Here is a 20158-nt window from a genome sequence, read left to right on the forward strand (position 1 = left end):
CACATTGCCCAAGTGCTAATTGAAACTCTATTCCGCAGTTGGCACTCTTTCAACTCGAGTGCCAATTTTTCGCCATCCTTGAGCGAATTTTCAGCTCAGAGCGTCAACTCCCACGACCCCACCGCACGCACAGCGTTCGCGGTGACGCGCTCAGCCAGCTCTTCTTCGCTGACTCCGCGCACCTGGGCAAGAGTCCGCACCACGTGCGCAACCATGTACGGCCCGCCGGGCTTTCCACGGTGAGGGTGCGGGGTCAAAAACGGCGCGTCGGTTTCTGTGAGGAGCAGCTCAGGCGGGACCACCTCGGCGGCTTCCCTCAACCCGTGAGCATTCTTGAAGGTGACGTTGCCAGCGAAGGAGCAGAAGATCCCCAACTTGCCCGCTTCCCTTGCCATCTCAGCGTCACCGGAAAAGCAGTGCAGAATGGTGCGGTCAGGAACACCTGTGTCACGCAGAACCCGGAATACATCCGCGTGCGCTTCACGGTCGTGGATCTGGAGCGTCAGCCCGTTCCTCTGCGCGATCTCAATATGAGCCCTGAACGACTCTTCCTGCGCCTTCATATCGCGCGCGGAATCAGCGTCGGTGCGGAAGAAATCAAGCCCGGTCTCCCCCACCACGCGCATGCGGTCATGGGACGTAACAAGGCTTTCAATTTCGTCCAGCGACTCTTCTAAGATGCCGGCGCGTGCCAGCCGAGGTGCTTCGTTGGGGTGGATCGCAACCCCACCCAACATCCAGTCGCGGCCAGCCTGCGCCTGCTCCTCCACTACACGAGCCGTCCACCGGGCAGCACCCATTTCGCATCCGATTTGTACGATTCGGGTCACGCCCGTAGCCATGGCCGTGTCGTAGAAGAAGTCCAGGGGCGGGAACGTTTCGTCCTCTTCGGGTTCGACCTCCGGGGCAGGTTCACCGGACTTGATAGGACCGCGAGCGCCCGTACACATGTCCAGGTGCGTGTGCGTGTCCACGGCCGGAACCGCGAGTGGTTCAGGCACCGGTGGGTATTCGCCGGCAGCGCGAGATGCCATTACTTGGCGCCTCCTGCAGTCCCGGCGTCACCTTCGTTCGGGGCTTCGTACCGCGGGAATACGGGGGCCGGCGCGGGCAGTTCAGTTCCGGCTGGCAACCACTGGCCGAAATCGTTAAAGGTCCGCGCGTCCTCGGCAACTCCCAGCTGGGTGAGGACCTTGCCGGTTGATTCCGGCATGACTGGTTGAGCCAGAATCGATACCCGGCGCAGAACTTCGAGCGTGACGTAAAGGACGACACCCATGCGGTCAGGGTCGGTTTTCTTTAGCTTCCACGGTTCTTGGGCAGAGAAGTACCGGTTGGTTTCCTCTAGCACCCGCCACAGCGCTTCCACATAACGGTGCAGTTCTTGCACGTCCACAAAAGCGGTGACGCGTTCCAGCAGTCCGTCGGTGCGTTCGAGCAGCGCACGGTCGTCGTCCGTCAGATCAGCCTCAGACACCTCGGGAACTACTCCACTCAGGTTCTTGGCGACCATGGAGGTGGAACGCTGAACCAAGTTACCGTACTCATTAGCCAGGTCTGCGTTCTTGCGTCCAATGATCGCTCCGGCTGAGTATGAACCGTCTTGACCGTACGAAATTTCCCGCAGCAGGAAGTAACGGAGCGTGTCCAGACCAAAAGCGTCGACGAGGTCGTACGGGTCAACCACGTTGCCCACTGACTTCGACATCTTTTCGCCCTTGTTGAACAAGAACCCGTGGGCGTGAACGCGCTTGGGCAGTTCCAACCCAGCACTCATCAAGAAGGCTGGCCAGTACACGGCGTGGAATCGCAGAATGTCCTTACCCACAACGTGAAGCTCACAGGGCCAGCGCTGCTGGAACTCTTCAGAGTCGACATTGGGGTACCCCGCACCCGTGAGGTAGTTAGTCAAAGCGTCGACCCACACGTACATCACGTGCTTGTCGTTGCCGGGCACTGGCACACCCCAGTCGAATGTGGTGCGTGAAATCGACAGGTCTTTCAGGCCACCCTTGATGAATGACACGACTTCGTTGCGTCGTACATCGGGGCCAACTGGGTGCCTGCCTGTGTCATCGACGGAGTCAAGCCATTCCAGCAACCGTTCTTCGTATGCCGAAAGCTTGAAGAAGTACGACTCCTCTTCTGTCCATTCCACGGGGGTGCCGGTAGCAATCGCATAGCGTTCACCGTCTTCCCGCACTTCAGTTTCGTCTGCTGCGTAGTAGGCCTCATCGCGCACGGAGTACCAGCCGGCGTAGGTGTCGAGGTAGATGTCCCCAGCCTCGTCCATTTTCTTCCACAGATCTTGACTGGCCGTGTAGTGGTCAGGGTCAGTCGTGCGAATAAACCTGTCGTATGACGATCCCAACGCATCGTGCAAAGCGCGGAAGCCTGCCGCATTCTTGTCTGCAAGTTCCCGTGGCGTAATTCCAGCTTTCTGAGCCGACTGTTGCATTTTCAGCCCGTGCTCGTCTGTGCCGGTCAGCATGAATACGTCTTCACCAGTCAAACGCTTGAAACGCGCGATCGTGTCGGATGCGATGTATTCGTACGCGTGCCCGATGTGTGGGGCACCGTTGGGGTATGCAATTGCGGTGGTCATGTAAAACGTCATGGCCTCTAGTCTATGCACTCACTTTGTGTGGATGTATTCCTCGTACACGTCGCGGGATTTCAGTCCGTGGATCTTTGCAATGTGGGCGGCTGCGTCTTTGGCTCGCATCCCAGATTCCACTAACTGAGCAACGTCTTCTGTGAGTTCCGCCGCCGAGGTGTCACTCACCTCGGGCGCGCCTGCCACCACCAGCGTGAGCTCACCTTTCAGACCGTCTCTGGCGACCACTTGCTCATGGATGCTCTGGGTTGTCCCCCGCAGGGTTTCTTCATAGGTTTTGGTCAGTTCTCGGCTCAGGGTCATAGGTCGGTCTGCCCCAAAGCGGGTGACAAAGTCCGCCAGGGTTGTGTGGATCCGGTGTGGGCTTTCGAAGAAGACCATGGTGCGCCGTTCGCTGGCAAGGTCTGTTAGCAAGCGCCCTCGCTCTCCGGCTTTGCGCGGCACGAAACCTTCGAACGTGAAGCGGTCAGACGGTAGACCGGATAGGGCAATAGCGGTAAATACTGCCGACGGGCCCGGAACTGCTGTTACGGGTAAATCGCGTGACACGACCTCTTTGACCACGTGGTAGCCGGGGTCTGACACTGCTGGCATCCCCGCGTCGGTGAGCAACACGACCCTGGCGCCGTTCTCAATCTGTTGGGCGATCTCACTGGCTTTAGACCGTTCATTGTGGTCAAAAAGGCTGATCAGAGTGCCAGAGTATGTAATTCCTAGGCGCGTAGCTAGGCCCATGAAGCGACGGGTATCTTCAGCCGCGATGACGTCGGCAGCTTCAATCTCTGCCCGCATTCGGGGACTCGCGTCGTCGAGGTTTCCGATCGGAGTACCCACGAGCACCAGAGCCGGGTCAGTCATGCACGCGCCCGTGGGTTACTGGTTAAGTGTTCCGTCACTCGCTGTGTTCTGTTTCTCAAGCTTCAGCTGGATGCAAGCCCGGCTAGACCTAACATCAAAATGAAGAACAGGATGATCAAAATAAAGCCACCGATCGCAATGTACCCGGTTACGAGCCCACCAATTGCCAGCCCTTTTCCTTCTTGACCGCGCTCCTTACATTGCTTGACCGCAATGTGACCCATGATGACAGGAGCAATACCAACCAACCCGAAAGGCCAGGTGGCCATCAAGCTCACGATCCCTGTAATCAGCGCTGCAATAGCCAAGCCGTTTGTTCCGCGACGTACGGGATACCCGGGAGCCCCATAGGGCGCTCCGTACGGGGAGGATTGTGCGTCATATGTTGGCGCTGGGTTGTACGCCGACGCGGGGTTAGCCGGTTCACTTGCCGACGCTCCGTAGTTTCCCGGTGAGTAGTCCCCACCGCCATACGTACCGCTTTGGCTATTCCCATAGTCGCTAGGTGACGAACCGTATGCAGCAGAACCGTATGCAGCAGATCCGGAAGACTCCACCCCTGGAGTTGCCGAACCGTACGCGGATCCTCCCGAACCGTGCGAAGCCCCAGGTTTAAAACTGGCAGGACCCTGACTACTTGACGACGGGCCTGAACCGTACGAGGGGAGGTCGTTATATGGGCGACTCGATCCCTCGTGTGAACTGGGAGTGTTCGACGACATGACTTCCTTCCTAAGACTCCTAAACCCAAGACTAGTGGAAGTCACATGCGTAAACTAGGCGCGTGGTTTCTTCTAAGCGAATTCCTACTAAACACGTGCTTTCGCATGACGCGCTCCGCAACCCTATTGGCTGGGTGGTCGCCGCGGGGTTGGCTGTCATTGCGGCAATCTTGCGCATGATTGGTCTGGGCCACCCCAAAGAACTGATTTTTGACGAAACTTACTATGTCAAAGACGCCTACTCACTGTGGAAGTACGGCACGGAACGCGCGTGGCCAGAAGAACCTAACCCCGATTTCGTCGCAGGCAATCCTATGCCGCTGGACGATCCCGGATACGTTGTTCACCCGCCTTTAGGCAAGTGGATGTTGTCCGTGGGCCAAATGATTTTTGGCCAGGATTCGTCGTTCGGGTGGCGGTTTTCAGCAGCGGTAGTTGGCGCATTGACTGTCTTCATCATTGTGCGCTTAGCGATTCGTTTGTTTGGTTCCGTGTGGATGGGCTGCATTGCGGGACTTCTCCTCATGACTGACGGTGAGCATTTCGTTCACTCACGCACCGCGCTACTGGATCTCTTCCTGATGTTCTTCGTACTCGTTGCGTTCTGGCTTCTCGTGATCGACCGCGATCACGCCCGCTCCCGCATGGTGGAACTCACCACCGGCAGTACGCACAAGGAATCCGCGGACCTTTCGACTTTCGGCCCGCACTTGGGGTGGCGCCCATGGCGTTTGGCTGCAGGCGTAGCGCTGGGATGCGCGATGGGCGTGAAGTGGTCTGGACTCTATGCACTAGCCGTGTTCGGCATCATGATCGTTGTGTGGGACGTAAGAAACCGTTACGCGGCGCGGGTGAAGTATCCAGTGCGCGGCATGCTGGTACGCGATTCCGTTCCCGCTTTTATGTCACTCGTTCCCGTGGCTTTCATCGCGTATGTCCTGTGCTGGTCAGGTTGGATTTTTACCAGCAATGGTTATGACAGGCATTGGGCTAAAGAGCATCAAGGCTGGTGGAGCTGGCTCCCCGACTGGATTCCGTCCCTGGCGCACTACCACCATTCGGCGTACAAGTTTCACGTGGGCTTGAGTTCCGAACACCCCTATGCGTCAAACCCGTGGGGCTGGATTGTGCAGTGGCGACCCACCAGTTTTTATTACCGCTCTCCCGAACCCGGTCAGAACGGTTGCGTTTGGGACAAGTGCTCGGCAGCCATCACCTCGGTGGGTAACCCTGCCTTGTGGGGAGTTGCCGCGGTCGCGTTAGTGATCGTGATTCTTGCGTGGCTAGTACGGCAAGACTGGCGTGCAGGAGGCATTGCAGCGGGCATGCTTGCCACGTGGGGCCCATGGTTTACGTATCAGGACCGCACTATTTTTACCTTCTACACAATCGTCATGGTTCCGTTCGTTGTGCTGGCGGTGACCTACTGCTTAGGCCTTGTGTGGGGCCGAGGTCGTCTCACCGCCTCTTTGCGCGCCCGGCGCGCGACTGTGGGCGTGTTCCTCGCAGTTGCAGTGCTACTTTTCGCCTACTTCTGGCCTCTATACACGGGCACTACTGTGCCGTATGACAGCTGGCGACAGCACATGTTTAACCCGTCGTGGATTTAATGACGCGTGAGTAAAAACGCCATGTCACAGTACTGAAGCGTGTGTTTGGTCTTGTATGGTGAAGGAAACTCTGCGCATAATGGAGGCCTGTGACTACTCAACAGACAACGCCGAGCACCGTTGCGATCATTCCCGCCCGCGGTGGCTCAAAAGGCGTACCACTGAAGAACCTGCAGAAGATTGCTGGCAAGTCTTTGCTCGCACGTGCGATTGAGTCTGCTCAGGCAACCCACGGGATCGATTTGGTCGTAGTGTCGACTGATCACGACGGGATTGCCGCGGAAGCTGAACGGCATGGCGCCACTGTAGTCAGGCGCCCCGACGCAATTTCGGGCGACACCGCGACCAGCGAGTCAGCACTCATTTACACGCTCGAGCAGCTGGAAAAGCTTCGTGGCACACAATTCGACATCACCGTGTTCATCCAGTGCACTTCCCCGTTTATCAACCCACAGAACATGGACAACGCGATCGCACGGGTTAAGCGCAATGCTGCAGATGTTGTGTTCTCGGCCGTTGAGGATCACAGCTTCTTGTGGACCTTAGATGAAGCACACCACGCAGTCGCTGTGGGCCACAGCATGGATTACCGTCCACGTCGCCAAGACCGCCAAAAACACTTCAATGAAACCGGCGCTTTCTATGTCATGCGCACCGCTGGATTCATAGAGCGTAACCACCGTTTCTTTGGGCGAGTCGAAATTGAGGAAGTCCCACCAGAAGACGCACGTGAAATCGACACCATGTCTGATCTCACGCTTTTGCGTGCCATGGCTGCGGGGCGTACGGAAACTACCCACCTCGACATCGACGCATTGGTCACCGACTTCGATGGAGTACACACCGATGACGCCGTGCATGTTGATGAAAACGGCGTCGAATCAGTGCGTGTCCACCGAGGCGACGGCATGGGTGTCAGCCGACTTGTCAAAGCTGAGTTCCCATTCCTCATTCTTTCTAAAGAACGCAACCCCGTTGTCACTAGGCGCGCAGAAAAACTGCGTGTCGAGGTGGCACAGGGAATTGACAACAAAGCTCAGGTAATCTCGGAATGGATGGCGGACAAGGGTCTGGATCCTGAACGTGTTGCCTATGTAGGAAATGACATTAACGACCTGGAGGCTTTTAGCGCCGTGGGGTGGCCAATCGCAGTAGCGGATGCGCACCCCAAGGTGTTGGCGGCTGCCAGATTTGTCCTGAAGAAGAACGGCGGTCACGGGGCTGTTCGCGAAGTCTGCGACTTGGTGAGCATTCCCGAGGCCACTCAATGACAGTTGTACCTGGAACCGCAAACGGTTCCTTAAGACAAAAGGAAGCGAGAGTCTGCAATGACCGCTGAAATTAAGCCCGTTGCAATCGGCGAACACACGCTTGGTGCTGGCCACCCGGTTTACTTGATCGGCGAAATTGGCATCAACCACAATGGCGATGTAGAGATCGCTAAGCAACTCATGGATGTGGCTAAAAAGGCCGGCGCTCAGGCTGTTAAGTTCCAGAAGCGCAACCCGGACGTTGCTGTTCCGGAAGACCAGAAGTCAAAGCCTCGTAGTACCCCATGGGGCGAAATGACCTACTTGGAATACAAGTTCCGGGTGGAGTTTGAAGACGCTGAGTATGCAGAGATCGACGCATACGCCAAGGAACTCGGCCTGCAGTGGTTCGCATCTCCGTGGGACATTGATTCGGTGAACTTCTTGGAGAAGTTCAACGCTGTGACCTACAAGATTGCCTCGGCTTCCATTACCGATATTCCACTCCTCGAAGCTGTTCGCGACACCGGTAAGCCCGTCATCATGTCTACCGGAATGTCCACGCTGGAACAGATCGACAAGGCCGTTGAGGTCATGGGCAAGGACAACCTGGTGCTCATGCACGCAACGTCCACATACCCGCTTCCTCCTGAGGAAGTGAACCTGCTGGCAATCCCAGCTCTGCGCGAACGTTACGGTGTTCCCGTTGGTTATTCTGGCCACGAAATCGGTACTGCGATCTCCGCCGCTGCCGTTGCACTGGGCGCTGTGACCGTTGAACGTCACATCACTCTGGACAACGAAATGTGGGGGTCGGACCAGAAGGCGTCCATGGAGCCTGACGAGTTCATCAAGTTGGGCGAAGAAATCCGCGAAGTCACCACTGCCCTGGGTGACGGTAAGAAGCGCGTCATGCCTGGCGAAGAATCCAAGATCGCTTCCCTGCGCGTCGTAAAGTAGCTGATGCTAAAGGTGCGGTCGGTTCTACCGACCGCACCTTTCTATGTCGAGGAGAACCGTGTCAACACCTGAACTTTCGCTCATCATTCCTGCGATGAATGCGGCGCCGTATCTGAGCACGCTCTTTACTTCCCTCCACAAACAGGGTGATATGAGCAAAGTACAGATTATTTTCATTAACGACGGGTCTTCGGATGACACCCCGCTGTTGCTAGACGAATACGGCGCGCAGTTCCCCCACTTTGAAGTAGTCACAAACGCCACCAACGTGGGCCTCGCAAATGGGCGCAACCAGGGGCTTGACCGCGCAAAAGGTGACTACATCGTTTTTCTCGATGGTGACGACTGGTTAGCCGACAATCATCTCCCCACACTTCTCGACGCTGCCAAAGCACTCGACGTAGATTTCATTCGGTGCGACCACGTCACTGTCACGGGCAACAAGCGTGTTTTGAAGCGTGCTCCAATGGCATTGCGCAACCGACCGCTGAACCCTCGTTATGGAATTTTGCCGGTACATGACTCCACTATGGTGGACTATCCGTATGCGTGGGCTGGGATCTTCCACCGTCGAGTCAAAGACTCAGGAATGTTGTATTTCCCCAAAGACTTCATGACGGCAGAAGACCGCGAGTGGATTTGGAACCTGCATTTAAACGCCGATTCCTTTGCCGTAGTTGATGCTCCAGGCATTCTGTATCGTCGGGATGTTGCCGGATCGCTTACCCAGATCGTTGATGAACGTCAGTTAATGTTCGCCGATGCCTTCGAAGGAATTTTCCGACTCGTGGAAGCCGACCGTGACGCGGATATGTGGTGGCAGAAAGCGGCACGCAACTGGCTTGCCATTGTGCAGGCTCAAGTCGAGCGGTTCTCCCTCTCGCCACAAGTAATGAAGAACAAGCTGTACGAAAAGAGCCGAACGGTATCAGCCATGGTTCCCAAAGACGTACTTCTCCGCGAGTTTGCCCAGTCCAAACCCAACCGCCAGCATGCGGTACTCCCTGCTCTCGGGTTGACGAAAGACGCGCTAAAGGAGCTCATCAAGTGAAGCAGATCTTCCTTGCCTCTACCCTTTTTCAGGTCGCGGGACTTGCGGCCGGAATCGATTCAGGCGTGTATGACTCGGCGGTAACCCCAGCGGCATCACTCGAAGGCCCAGGAGCTCCCGACGCGCTTTTTGAGACTCCGAGCGAGCGCATTCTGCTCCTCTCAAACAACGCTGTGGTCCTCGAAGCTGCAACCCCTATCGACGAGGCACCCGGCGCCGCCTCACTACTAACACGCTTCGACCGTGTGATCTATCTCAACGACTTTGTTGCACCTAATCACCCAAACTCATGGGCACCACGCACCGAAGACCTGCCTTTGTGGGAAACTGAGCTACGCTCGCGCTGGCAACTTGGCGACGAAACCATTGAGCTTGTTGTGGAATCTCCCCAAGTGAATCCTGCAATCGCGCTTGGCCGTATCTTTCACACAGCAATGATTCGCGTACATTCTGACGGTCTCATGAGTTACGGCCCAACTCGCAACTTTATCCCGCTGGCTAACGGACAGCGGATGTCGTCTTTGCATTATCTGCCACTTGTTGAAGGGCTCGTGCCACGGCTCTTAAACGAGTATGAGATCACTCCGATTGCTCTCGATCGCCAAGCTTTTGTCAAAGTCGTTGACGAAATCGCGCGCGACACTGACCTGGGTCTCAGCGATGAAATCAAGGCGCTTGACTCATCAACGACAGCCATGGCGTTTGGCCAGTATCTTTCCGCATTAGGAATCTTGACGCCCCAAGAAGAACACGACCTGCACCGTGATTTTGTTTCTGCTGCCCACGAGGCAGGAATGACAGCCGTGGTGTTCAAGCCACATCCCGCTTCGCCACCCGACATGGTGCAAGCACTGGGTGCCTATGCACACGAATTGGGAATCGGCTTTTTTGTGTACAGCTCCCCAGTCATTGCCGAAGTTGCTGTTGCAGTGCTCAAACCGGCGTTGGTCATTGGATGTTTTTCAACGGCACTGGTCACCGCCCGCGCCTTGTACCGCATCCCGGCAAAGGCAGTAAAGACAGACCTGCTTTTAGAGCGCATCACGCCTTACCAAAACTCCAACCGCATTCCCGTGACGATTGCCGACGCTACACTCGACGGTTCGAATGCGGAGCTCTCAACTGAACAGGTCAAAGAGTTGCAAGCACTCGTCGACTCCGTTTCCTACGCAATGCAACCAGAAATTGCGTTCCGCCTGCGGGAGACAGCCCAGGATTTCCTAAGCAAGCGACGTGGCTCGAATACCATGAAGTACTTTAAGAAACGTCGTCTCACTTCGCTCGATCTGCCAGGCGGACTTCCAAAGCGGAATCGTCCTCGCACGGTACTTCGCAAATCGTTGTCCGCTGGAAAAACGCTCGCGCGTGAAACCTACAAATCATTCCAGAAGAGACAAAGTGCCAAAAGGGACGCTGTGGAGGACTGACATGATCGCGATAGTTGAGTCACCGCTACAGTTTCTGGCGGCTTTGGAGACACACAAAGCCTCGACGCTTTTCTGTTATGACTCAGCGACTATGCGTGACTTCGTTGAAAAGTTGCCTTTGTCGTTTCTCGCGGACATCACTGTGAAGTGGGGGCTCCCTCCGACACGCACGTTCACTGCTGCTCAGAACGTGATCGTGGGAGACCTCAACTCAGGATCGTTTCAGCTACTTCTGGTCCGCGCGCGTGGCAAGTTACCTGCCCTGACCGTTGTTGACGATGGACGTGCGACGATCACGGCGTTCGAAAACGTGGTTTCTAAGGCACCACTCGTTCGTTCACGGGTATCGAATTCTGTTGTCCGTACCGGGCTTGGCCATGTTGCCTCTCGTATTCTCTACGCACATGCACAGCGTGGCCATATCACGTGGTTCACAGCTCTCACCCTCAACGATTCGCTCCGGACCCGCGTAGAGAACGCTGGTGTACGCATTGAGTCACACAGCTTCTCGACGATCCGGTCCTTTCCTTGGGACGACTTGCCAACTTCAGGGCCGTTTGTCATTGGTTCAGCAATGGTCGCCGACGGTGTGATCGATGAAGACTCATACTTTTGCTGGCTCGAAAACCTTGGGCTCGATCAGTTTGCCTATATTGCTCACCGGCGCGAAAGTTCCGCATTTCTGAATCGGGTCGGAAGTATCCCTGGCGCTACGGTTTATGCGGCAGGACTTCCAGTGGAAATTCGCCTTTCCCACGCGCAAGCTGGTTCTGAGGTTTATTCGCTACCCACAACCGCGACCGAAACGTTGCCGTTGACGATGGACGCACCCAAGATCAAGACCACGTTTGTCCCTGACGACTGGTGGAAACCGAACGTCACAATGAAAACAAAAATGGAGCTCAACACAGCAGTAAACCGTGCGACTACAAAACCCATCCTTGTTTCCATTTCCGACTCAGAGTCCTATCTGAAATGGTCGGCTTCGCTCCTCGATCAGCTGCGTGAGGATTTTGATGTCCACGTGTGGCTGGTTGACAACCCGATCCTGCCCACTGGCGAGCAGATCGCAAACGCGTTGGCCGGAAGTGATTTCAGCAGTGCGCATGTGCCTGTTGTTAAGAATTCAGAGCTCAAAGTCGCTCTAGAGGACCTTCGGCCGGATGTGATTCTCGCGGCTGCTACTGGGCCTATTGTGCAGGTCATATATTCAACTGCTGCCTTTCTCTCGCACCGCCCTGGGCTGGTCTCCGGCCTCCCTGGGGTGGGACTTCCTGCGACTTCGAAGGGGCAACGTTACAGGCGTCTCGGTGACATGTTCATCACACATTCCGCTTTTGAAAAAGAAAGATACGAGCAGGTATTAACCGATTGTCGCTTCCCTGTCGAAGTGGTGGTCGCTCGTCTACCCATGCTGAAGTCGAAGAAACCACCTCGCGCTAGATTTACTCCCGGGGATATTCCGACCCGTTTGGTTTTTGCTCCGCAGGCAAAGGTGCCCGTGGAGAAGGACGAACGCGAGCAGATCTTGTTGTCTCTGAACCGCTTCGCACGTAATTTTCCGAAGTCCTCAGTTATTGTGAAGGTGCGTAGCCGGCCAGGTGAACAGGAGACTCATCACGAAGAACACTCCTACACCGCGCTCTTGGAGGATTTGGAGCGTGAAGGAAAAGTGATACCGGGACGTCTGTCGGTTGAGGTTGGTCCTATGTCCGATTTCCTTGAGCCGGGAACGGCTCTGGCGACAGTGTCTTCGACAGCTGCGCTTGAAAGCTTGGACCGTGGCCTGGCAACACTCATTATCGCTGACTTTGGAGTCAACGAAGACATGCTCAATGAGGCGTTCGCCGATTCTGGGATCGCGCAGCCGTTGAGCGATCTAGAACGGTCGGACTTTAGGTTCCCGTCTGAAGCGTGGCTCACAGCCAACTATTTCCAACCGTTCACCGACGAATTACCACATGCTCTGCAACTATTAGCGAAACGAGCACGTGCTCAACAGCTTCCGGATATTCGGACGGGCGCGCTTCAGCAGAATTACCGTGGGCTACGCGCTACCGTGCGCTCGAGGACTCCAAAACCCGTGGTTCAAGCGTATCGCCTTGTGAGGCGCGAAATGCCCCAGCGCGTTCGCGACGGTCTTTCCAAGCTTTAACCGAACCTGCAACGACCGCTATAAACGCCACTGAAACCGCCAGGGCGGGCCAGTACGTGTAACGGAAATGATTCGCGGGTATCACCGGGAAGTACGCAAAAACATACAGGAACGCTGAACTCGTCAGCATGAGAGCAAACGCCCTGCTACGGCCCGACCACCACGCACCGATGGATATAACGGCTCCCGCCAGCAGCCAAAACCACGGCTTAAACACAAAGCCAATCGTGTCGGCACCAAAGTCCACGACGTAGAACTTCGCGACCTTATCAAACTTCGTGCTTCCCTTGCGAAAACCTACTTCCTTAGCGGGTTTGACCACTTTGTTTGGGAAGTAGATAAGTCGAGAAGTGGTGAGATAAAACTTATACACCGACCATCGATATTCAACGTAACGTTGTGGGTGGGTGATGACGTGATCCAGCCACAGTTGTTTCAGCTCGTCTCTGTAGCCAAGCGGTGAATAATCGCTGCCACTAGATCCGCGACCGTAACAGTTCCAGTACGCGTCATAGGGCTCGTTCATTTCATAGCACTTGGGGCGCGCCTTATTAATTTTGTCCTTGAGCTCCTGGGGTGCTGCTGATTCATTGAGCTCATTTTCAGGGACAGAGAACATAACATCGTCGAGAATGACCTGATAGATCTGGTGCGTCGGTTTAACGTTCCACTTTCTTGCAATTGCACCATCCAAGGAAACCGCTGACGCTCCTACAAATCCCACGATGACACAACCCATGATAAAGGCACTTATGAATTGTTTGGATCGCCCTTCTCTCAGCTTCGGAATGAGATTCCGTAGTTTTGGGGCGAAAAGTGGAGCAAGCCGCCAGCCAATAAAAATGCACATTGGCACAACAGCAGGGGCCGCATTCTTCCTTACTACTGTGGCAAATACAAGCAGCGAAACCGCTGGCACAATAAACCAAAGTGTTTTCTTGTTCTTGGGAGTGACAAGCGCTAAACATCCGGCGGCAAAAAGTAAAAGTGCTGCCATGATTGTGTCTTTCCACATAACAGCCAGCTGGCTATAGGCCCAAGGCGAAACCAAGATCGCAATCATCGCCAAAGACGCCCATTTACTTTTTAGAATGCGGTGCGCAAATACGGCGAGCAGAAACACCGCCAGGAAATAGATACCAAGCTGGAAGGCTAGTAGCGAACCGAGCTTGCCCGTTACTGCATACAGACCCCGCCACAGAATAGCGACGATAGGCGGATGCCAGTCAGAAAGATTCTTCATTCCCAGCATTTGCTTCGCTTGTTCCGAAATGTCGTATTCGGCACGCCCTGGGTAAAAGCCTAAGAAAGTAACGGCGGCAATTGCGAGGCACAGAAGCAAGAGCCCGACGTCCCACAGTAGCGCTTTGTTGTGTTTAGAAAAGCTCATCACTTTCGTCACTTTTCCTCGATTTTCACTGCTCGGGGAGAATCCGCTTCTTTGAAAACCCATGTTCTGTATGCATAGAACCTAAATGCCATGGCGAGAGCGATTCCTACAATGTTGGTGGATATGTTGTACGAGATCGGGTCACGCAGATTGAGGAGATACCACGTCACTCCCAGCGGTAACACCGTGATGACCATTCCAATGGCGTTCACAACCACGAAGAGAATGAATCCGCGTACGTTTGACCCTGTAGTGCGGTCGCCATATGTCCACAGTTTGTTTCCCAGCCAAGCAACAATGACAGAGGCAATCGTTGAAATGATTTTTGCTTTGACCGGACTTCCTGGCATTGTGGCAGGGATACCCAGAAAGCCGTACACCAGTAGATTGGAGAGCCCAACGTCAACAACGTATCCCGCTCCTCCTACCATGAGGAAGCGCATGACTTCCACAAGTAGGGAACGCCATTTTTGAGAGTCAGCGGGCATTTAAGATGAAGACCCGCTCAGGCCCACGGTTTTCTTGGGCGGGAGTAGTTCCAGATAGTGTAGGCGTGCTGATTCACGTCGCACGCGCCGTAACGCGTCACCAATAATGCCAACGGTGGCAAAAATGGCGGCGATAATCATGAGCGCCACTGCCAAAAGCGCTGTAGGGAACCGTGGAACCAATCCAGTGTTCATGAACTCAACGATGACCGGCACACCACACACAAGCGACGCGATCACCATGAGAAGGGCAAGCGTACCGTAGAACAAGTTAGGGCGTTCGTGTCGCATCATTTGCGCAATCGTGCCAAGGATTTTAAAGCCATCTGACACGGTGGAGAGCTTCGACTCGCTTCCCTCCGGACGGTCACGGAAGTCAATGCTGTATTCGGCGCAAGGAAGTCGGAGCGACATCATGTGAATGGTAAGTTCCGTCTCAATTTCGAAGCGCTTACTCACTGCCGGGAATGATTTGACGAAGCGGCGTGAAAAGACACGGTAACCGGAAAGCATGTCGCTGACATGGGTGCCAAAAAGCTTACTCGTGATGACGTTGAACATTCGGTTGCCAAATTCGTGCCCTGCGCGGTATGAAGACTCAGGGTTTGTGTCACGCCGAACACCCAGGATGTGGTCGTACGGACCGTTCACCAACATTTCAATCATGTCAGGGACATGCGAAGCTTCATACGTGTCGTCGCCGTCTACCATGACGTAAATGTCGGCTTCAACATCAGCGAATGCGCGCCGAACAACGTTACCTTTTCCAGGACGTTCTTCATGGCGAACAATTGCTCCTGCCGCAATGGCTTCCTCTACTGTGCGGTCGGAGGAGTTGTTGTTGTACACGTACACGTCCATTGACGGAACGGCCGCTTTGAGGTCAGTGACTACTTTGCGGACAGTCACTTCCTCGTTATGACAAGGCACAATGGCAGCAATTTTGTAAGTAGACAGATCAACCGTCATCTAGTCGTTCCATTCGTCAGCTCTCAAGACGCAGTTGGTCCTGAAGAAATGGTGTAAGCGTTTTTACGTATGTCGCACTAACGTGGTTGTGATCACGATATACAAGGACGTTCCCGACAACAACAGGACACTCTCGTTCCACGCAAACTTTATGCTGACGATACATTAATCCCCCATGCACGTGGCGACCTTGAAGATCGAAAGCGGTAAGTAGACATCATCAGCACCCTAAGTAAGCTCATAGTTTCAGAGCCTCCTCAAGGTCATCGACAATGGTTTCGATGTAGGTGGTGCTGATGTGGTGCGCGTCACGATAGACGATGACGTTTCCAATCACAGCCGGGCACTCCTTCTTAGTGCAGAAGCTGTCAGTGAGGTTAATGAAATCAACGTTGTCGAGCTCTTCGACTGCAGCTTTCATAGCTGCATTTGTTCCGCTGTCCTCTCCTACCTCGCTACGTTTGCGACCGCACTTCTCCAGGTCACCTTTTTTCTCATGCTTTGCAATGCAATCAGGGATAAACGTTTTCGTGCCAAAGGCCGGCGTGCCATGTAGAACCGTGACGCGCAACCCAGCTTTCACTAACGGTTTCCAGGCTTTCACGAAGCCTGACGTGCCTGCGTGCTCCTCGCTTCCAACTTTCGCATAGTCATTGACTTTGAGATTGGTAGTAATCACCCTGTCAGGCTTACTCTCAATGAGCCTCTCAATCGTCTCTTTGTTGGGCTCAGTGCAGCGAAGTTCCTTGCGCTTCTCAAGACCGCGAGGCTCAAGTGATAACGGGCATGAGTTGTGAATGTATACCACTAGTTTCCAGTCGGTACCTTCCACGATCTTTTCCAAAGCAGGCACCCACTGGCTCGCGTGTGAATCGCCAACAACCGCAACAGTCTTCTTCCCGTCTGGGTTCGCAACAATACACTCCTTAGTCTCCGCCTCGTCACGGCCTGCGGGAACGCCGTCACATGGATACCGTGGTTGCGCGTCTTTAGCTTCAGGCAATGCGGGAAGAAAAACATTCTCATAACCTTCGATAAAGGTGTTGTACGACTCCCCGTGAAGCGACGCGCGCCCAGTTGGAAGGTCTGGATCGTTCACGAGCCGTTCGGTCGCTCGTTTCTCCAACGCTAATACCGCTTGCTGTTTCGCGACGGGAGTTACCCCCACTGCAGCAGTCACAGCAACCGCAACGCCTGCGGCAATCAAAGCTCTTCGATTCGACTTCTTCAAAAAGGGTAAAACACGTAACGGCTGCTCAACGTAATAAAACGACAACATCGCCAACGCTAAACTCACCGCAAATAAGGCAATAAACTCCGTGACACCTTCAGCAGGACGACCATTGCGTTCCCTGAAAAACACCACAACAGGGAAATGCCACAAGTACAGCGAATACGACCATAGGCCCACCAACTGAACAGGCTTCCAGTTAACAATGGGCCCCATAGAGCCCAACCCGGTAGTCCAACCAGCTGCAACCGTTGCCACAGTAGGCAACAAAGCAGAAGCACCCGGAAACGCGGGCACCTCCCCCGTATACGTCACGCACGCAACACCAATCGCAGCTACACCAACGATCGCCATCGCCTTGCGCGCACTATTAAACTTCTGCGGATCACCTAATACGCACGCAAGCAAACCACCAATACCCAACTCCCACACACGAGTAGGCGTAATGAAGTACGCGGCAGGGTCCCCGGCCCCTACCGACACAACACTCCACACGAAAGAAACCAGGCACACAAACGCAATGAGCCGGAAACGACGCCGGAAAACATCTGCACTATGGCGCCCGCGGTTCTGCAAACGGCGTGTAGCCCACAGCGCCAACACCACCAAAAGTGGCCAGAAGACATAGAACTGTTCTTCAACCGAAAGCGACCAGAAGTGCTGAAACGGAGTAGCTGCCTCACCCTGGCCCAAATAATCAACAGACTGAGCAGCCAACGCAAAGTTCTGCACATACACAGCCGATGCCACAGCTTGCTTGGTCACCGTATCCAGCTGCGTCACCGGCAAAAAAAGCAAACTCGCAATAGTAGTGACAACAATCGCAAGAGTCGCAGCCGGGAGAATACGCCTAGCCCGGTTGGCCCAAAACTGGCTCAGCGACAAACGCCCCGTAGATTCAACCTCTTTCAGCATGTGTGCCGTGATCAGATAACCAGAGATCACAAAAAACACATCCACACCAACAAAACCACCCGGCAACCACGAAGGCTGAATGTGGTAAACAACGACAGCCAAAACAGCTATCGCACGCAGAAGCTGAATCTCAGGACGAAACTTTCGCATCTACTAAACTCTCATGAGACGGAAACCAGCCCACCTAGTGTAAGAAATATAACCCGCTACACAGCGCTTAAAGTCTCAGTGTCGGACTATTACGTCAATAATTGTCCCTAACCAGGGCTCTAAGGTTTCTGCGTATGCCGGCGACACGTGGTTAGTGTCGCGGTACACAAGCCGCGAGCCAGCAACGGCTGGGCACACGTCTTCGACGCAAAACGCGTCAGCTGTGTCCACCAATTCCACGTCCGATACCTCACGCGCCGCTTCGCGCATGGCCGCGTTCGTGCCCTGGTCCAGTTTTGCGTCACTTCGTTTGAAGTCACACGCAGATGGATCGTCCATGTGTTCACTCACGCACTCAGGCATGTCCCCCGGCGGATTGGGCGAATCGACAAAAGCCAAAACCTTGATGTCTTCACTGCTCAGCTCCCGGAACACGTCCGCAAACCCCTTTGTCCCCGGCACCTTCTCAGCATCCTGAGCCACAGCGTCACCTCGGACCAGGCCAGAGGTGAGAACGACCTCGGGCCGGTCCTTTTTCAACCTTTCCAAAACATCACGGTTTGCATCCTGACACTTCAGGCCGCCCGCCTGCTCAGCGTTGAACTCACCCACCGTGAACGGGCACTTCTGCCGTAAGTACACCACGACTTTCCAGTCGGTGCCCTCGACGACCTTACGCAGAGCCGGCACCCACTGCGCCGCGTGAGAATCCCCCACGACAGCAATCGTCCGTCCGCCGTCCGAACCCGCAATCGCACAATCCCGCGTGCGCTTTTCAGAAACCGGCACGGGCACCTCAAAGGAGCACTCTGGAAACTTGGGCTCGCTCTCTCGCGCGCTAATCGGAGCGGGCTCAATGGTGGTGTCCTCGCCAAAGAATACGTCGTAGTCGTACTCGCGCAGTGACCCGAACCCAGGCGCCAACTTAGTAGGCAGATCAACCGTAGGAGCAGCCAGCACATCGTCACGCAGGTTTTGCTGGCGCAACTCGTGTGCGCTCACCCAACCGGGCACCACGGCGACCACGGCACCAACTGCCGCCACGGCTACCGCGCCCACAACCGTGTGCGCGTTGCGAGCCTTGAGCCACGTCCACGACAAGATTGGCCTTTCCACCAGGTAATAACTGGCACACGCAACTACCAGGCTCACCGCAAAAACCAGCAGTCCGCCCAGCGCGGTGATGCCACCGTCGATGCGGGCTCCCGCGAACACCACTACCGGGAAGTGCCACAAGTACAAGGAGTACGACCAGTCCCCCACCCGTTGGATAGGCGCTAAACGCATGACGCGGTCTGGGGAACCCACGCCCGAAGTCGTCCCCGCCGCGATGACCGCCACCGTCCCAGCGATGGGGAGAAGCGCGGCGACACCGGGGAACGGAGTTGCCGAAGAGTACATGACCGTGCTGATGACGATGGCGGCAATTCCACCCCACTGGAGGGCCAGTCGCAACCACGGGTGCGAGGTCCATTCGATGAGCACGCACGCCAAAAGCCCACCAGCACCCAACTCCCACAGGCGCGTCCACGTCACAAAGTACGCGGCGGGGTCACCACTTGACACGTGGACCACGCTGGCAACGAAACTCACCGCGACAAACACGGAGAAGAACACCACCGTGATACCTCTGAACCGCCTGCGGTGTTGATAGAACCCCGTTGGGTACTTCCGTAGAACCTGTCCCGCGATCAAACCGGCCGCCACAACCAACAACGGCCACACCACGTAGAACTGTTCTTCCAAGGACAACGACCAGAAGTGTTGGAACGGAGTGGGCTTCGCGTCAGCAGCCATATAGTCAACCGACTGGCGTGCAAGGGCGAAGTTCTGAATGTAAAGCGCTGAAGCAACCCCCTGTGTGGCCACATCTTTCAGACGTGTCAAAGGCAAAAACCACACCGACAGAATCGACACCACCACAATGGTCACCGTGGCTGCTGGCAAGATCCGGCGAGCGCGGTTCGCCCAAAACTGCATGAGCGAAAACTGCCCCGTGGTTTCGATTCGGTTGAGGATACCGGCCGTAATGAGGAATCCGGAGATCATAAAGAACACATCCACACCCACAAAACCACCCGGCAACCAGGCAGGGTTGATGTGATAAACGACGACAGCGACCACAGCCAGGGCTCGCAAAAACTGAATCTCTGGCCTAAAGCGTTGCGCAGAGCTTGGCCTCGAAGTCGTCATAATGAACCATTCAACACTACCCGCCAGGCGCCTGAACGATTATCCCCGCCGTGTCTCCTACTCACCCCTGCGAACACCCCCAAATGTCATACGTGTCACATTCAGGCGTGCCCCGGGTCACACTATGTCATTTCATGACAAACCCGACCCCACTTAGCATCAACGTTCCGCA

Annotated in this window: 15 protein-coding genes; 6 read left to right on the forward strand and 9 right to left on the reverse strand. The window is 55.2% G+C overall.

The features are described 5' to 3' along the window. Positions 1-95: 95 nt before the first annotated feature. From HMPREF0183_RS09050 to HMPREF0183_RS12235, 4 genes are all read right to left on the reverse strand, one after another. On the reverse strand, positions 96-1034 hold the full coding sequence (locus tag HMPREF0183_RS09050) for a TatD family hydrolase (RefSeq protein WP_005885210.1): 939 nt from the start codon (positions 1032-1034) through the stop codon (positions 96-98). Then, positions 1034-2617, reverse strand: a complete 1584-nt coding sequence (metG, locus tag HMPREF0183_RS09055) for a methionine--tRNA ligase (RefSeq protein WP_005885212.1) — start codon at positions 2615-2617, stop codon at positions 1034-1036. The genes HMPREF0183_RS09050 and metG overlap by 1 nt, the downstream gene beginning before the upstream one ends. 18 nt (positions 2618-2635) lie before the next feature. Then, a complete protein-coding gene (gene rsmI / locus HMPREF0183_RS09060; protein ID WP_005885214.1) occupies positions 2636-3475 on the reverse strand; it encodes a 16S rRNA (cytidine(1402)-2'-O)-methyltransferase in 840 nt (279 codons plus the stop codon). A 62-nt stretch (positions 3476-3537) separates the two neighbouring features. After that, on the reverse strand, positions 3538-4197 hold the full coding sequence (locus tag HMPREF0183_RS12235) for a DUF4190 domain-containing protein (RefSeq protein ID WP_050775402.1): 660 nt from the start codon (positions 4195-4197) through the stop codon (positions 3538-3540). A 62-nt stretch (positions 4198-4259) separates the two neighbouring features. Between HMPREF0183_RS12235 and HMPREF0183_RS09070 the strand changes: the two genes are divergently transcribed. From HMPREF0183_RS09070 to HMPREF0183_RS13320, 6 genes are all read left to right on the forward strand, one after another. Continuing rightward, the gene (locus HMPREF0183_RS09070; RefSeq protein ID WP_005885219.1) at positions 4260-5807 is read left to right on the forward strand and encodes a dolichyl-phosphate-mannose--protein mannosyltransferase; all 1548 of its coding nucleotides are present in this window, start codon (positions 4260-4262) and stop codon (positions 5805-5807) included. A gap of 89 nt (positions 5808-5896) precedes the next feature. Further along, positions 5897-7078 (forward strand): acylneuraminate cytidylyltransferase, encoded by a 1182-nt coding sequence (locus tag HMPREF0183_RS09075; protein WP_005885220.1) that lies wholly within the window; start codon positions 5897-5899, stop codon positions 7076-7078. A gap of 57 nt (positions 7079-7135) precedes the next feature. Further along, positions 7136-8017, forward strand: a complete 882-nt coding sequence (locus HMPREF0183_RS09080) for an N-acetylneuraminate synthase family protein (RefSeq protein WP_005885222.1) — start codon at positions 7136-7138, stop codon at positions 8015-8017. A gap of 58 nt (positions 8018-8075) precedes the next feature. Further along, complete coding sequence (locus tag HMPREF0183_RS09085) at positions 8076-9068, forward strand: glycosyltransferase family 2 protein (RefSeq protein ID WP_005885224.1); 993 nt, start codon at positions 8076-8078, stop codon at positions 9066-9068. Then, a complete protein-coding gene (locus HMPREF0183_RS09090) occupies positions 9065-10495 on the forward strand; it encodes a polysialyltransferase family glycosyltransferase (protein WP_005885225.1) in 1431 nt (476 codons plus the stop codon). The genes HMPREF0183_RS09085 and HMPREF0183_RS09090 overlap by 4 nt, the downstream gene beginning before the upstream one ends. Before the next feature lies 1 nt (position 10496). Further along, on the forward strand, positions 10497-12650 hold the full coding sequence (locus tag HMPREF0183_RS13320; RefSeq protein WP_005885226.1) for a DUF6716 putative glycosyltransferase: 2154 nt from the start codon (positions 10497-10499) through the stop codon (positions 12648-12650). Here the strand turns inward: HMPREF0183_RS13320 and HMPREF0183_RS09100 are convergent. From HMPREF0183_RS09100 to HMPREF0183_RS09120, 5 genes are all read right to left on the reverse strand, one after another. Next, complete coding sequence (locus HMPREF0183_RS09100; RefSeq protein WP_005885227.1) at positions 12550-14052, reverse strand: hypothetical protein; 1503 nt, start codon at positions 14050-14052, stop codon at positions 12550-12552. The genes HMPREF0183_RS13320 and HMPREF0183_RS09100 overlap by 101 nt on opposite strands. Next, the gene (locus HMPREF0183_RS09105; RefSeq protein ID WP_005885228.1) at positions 14049-14528 is read right to left on the reverse strand and encodes a GtrA family protein; all 480 of its coding nucleotides are present in this window, start codon (positions 14526-14528) and stop codon (positions 14049-14051) included. The genes HMPREF0183_RS09100 and HMPREF0183_RS09105 overlap by 4 nt, the downstream gene beginning before the upstream one ends. Beyond that, entirely contained in the window at positions 14529-15497 is a 969-nt protein-coding gene (locus HMPREF0183_RS09110) for a glycosyltransferase family 2 protein (protein ID WP_005885229.1), read from the reverse strand. Between the two features lie 238 nt (positions 15498-15735). Beyond that, positions 15736-17793: an acyltransferase family protein gene (locus HMPREF0183_RS09115; protein WP_005885230.1), complete on the reverse strand. Its 2058-nt coding sequence runs from the start codon at positions 17791-17793 to the stop codon at positions 15736-15738. A gap of 75 nt (positions 17794-17868) precedes the next feature. Further along, entirely contained in the window at positions 17869-19986 is a 2118-nt protein-coding gene (locus HMPREF0183_RS09120) for an acyltransferase family protein (protein WP_005885231.1), read from the reverse strand. Between the last annotated feature and the right edge of the window lie 172 nt (positions 19987-20158).

It is taken from the genome of Brevibacterium mcbrellneri ATCC 49030, assembly GCF_000178455.1.
Taxonomy (GTDB): Bacteria; Actinomycetota; Actinomycetes; order Actinomycetales; family Brevibacteriaceae; genus Brevibacterium; species Brevibacterium mcbrellneri.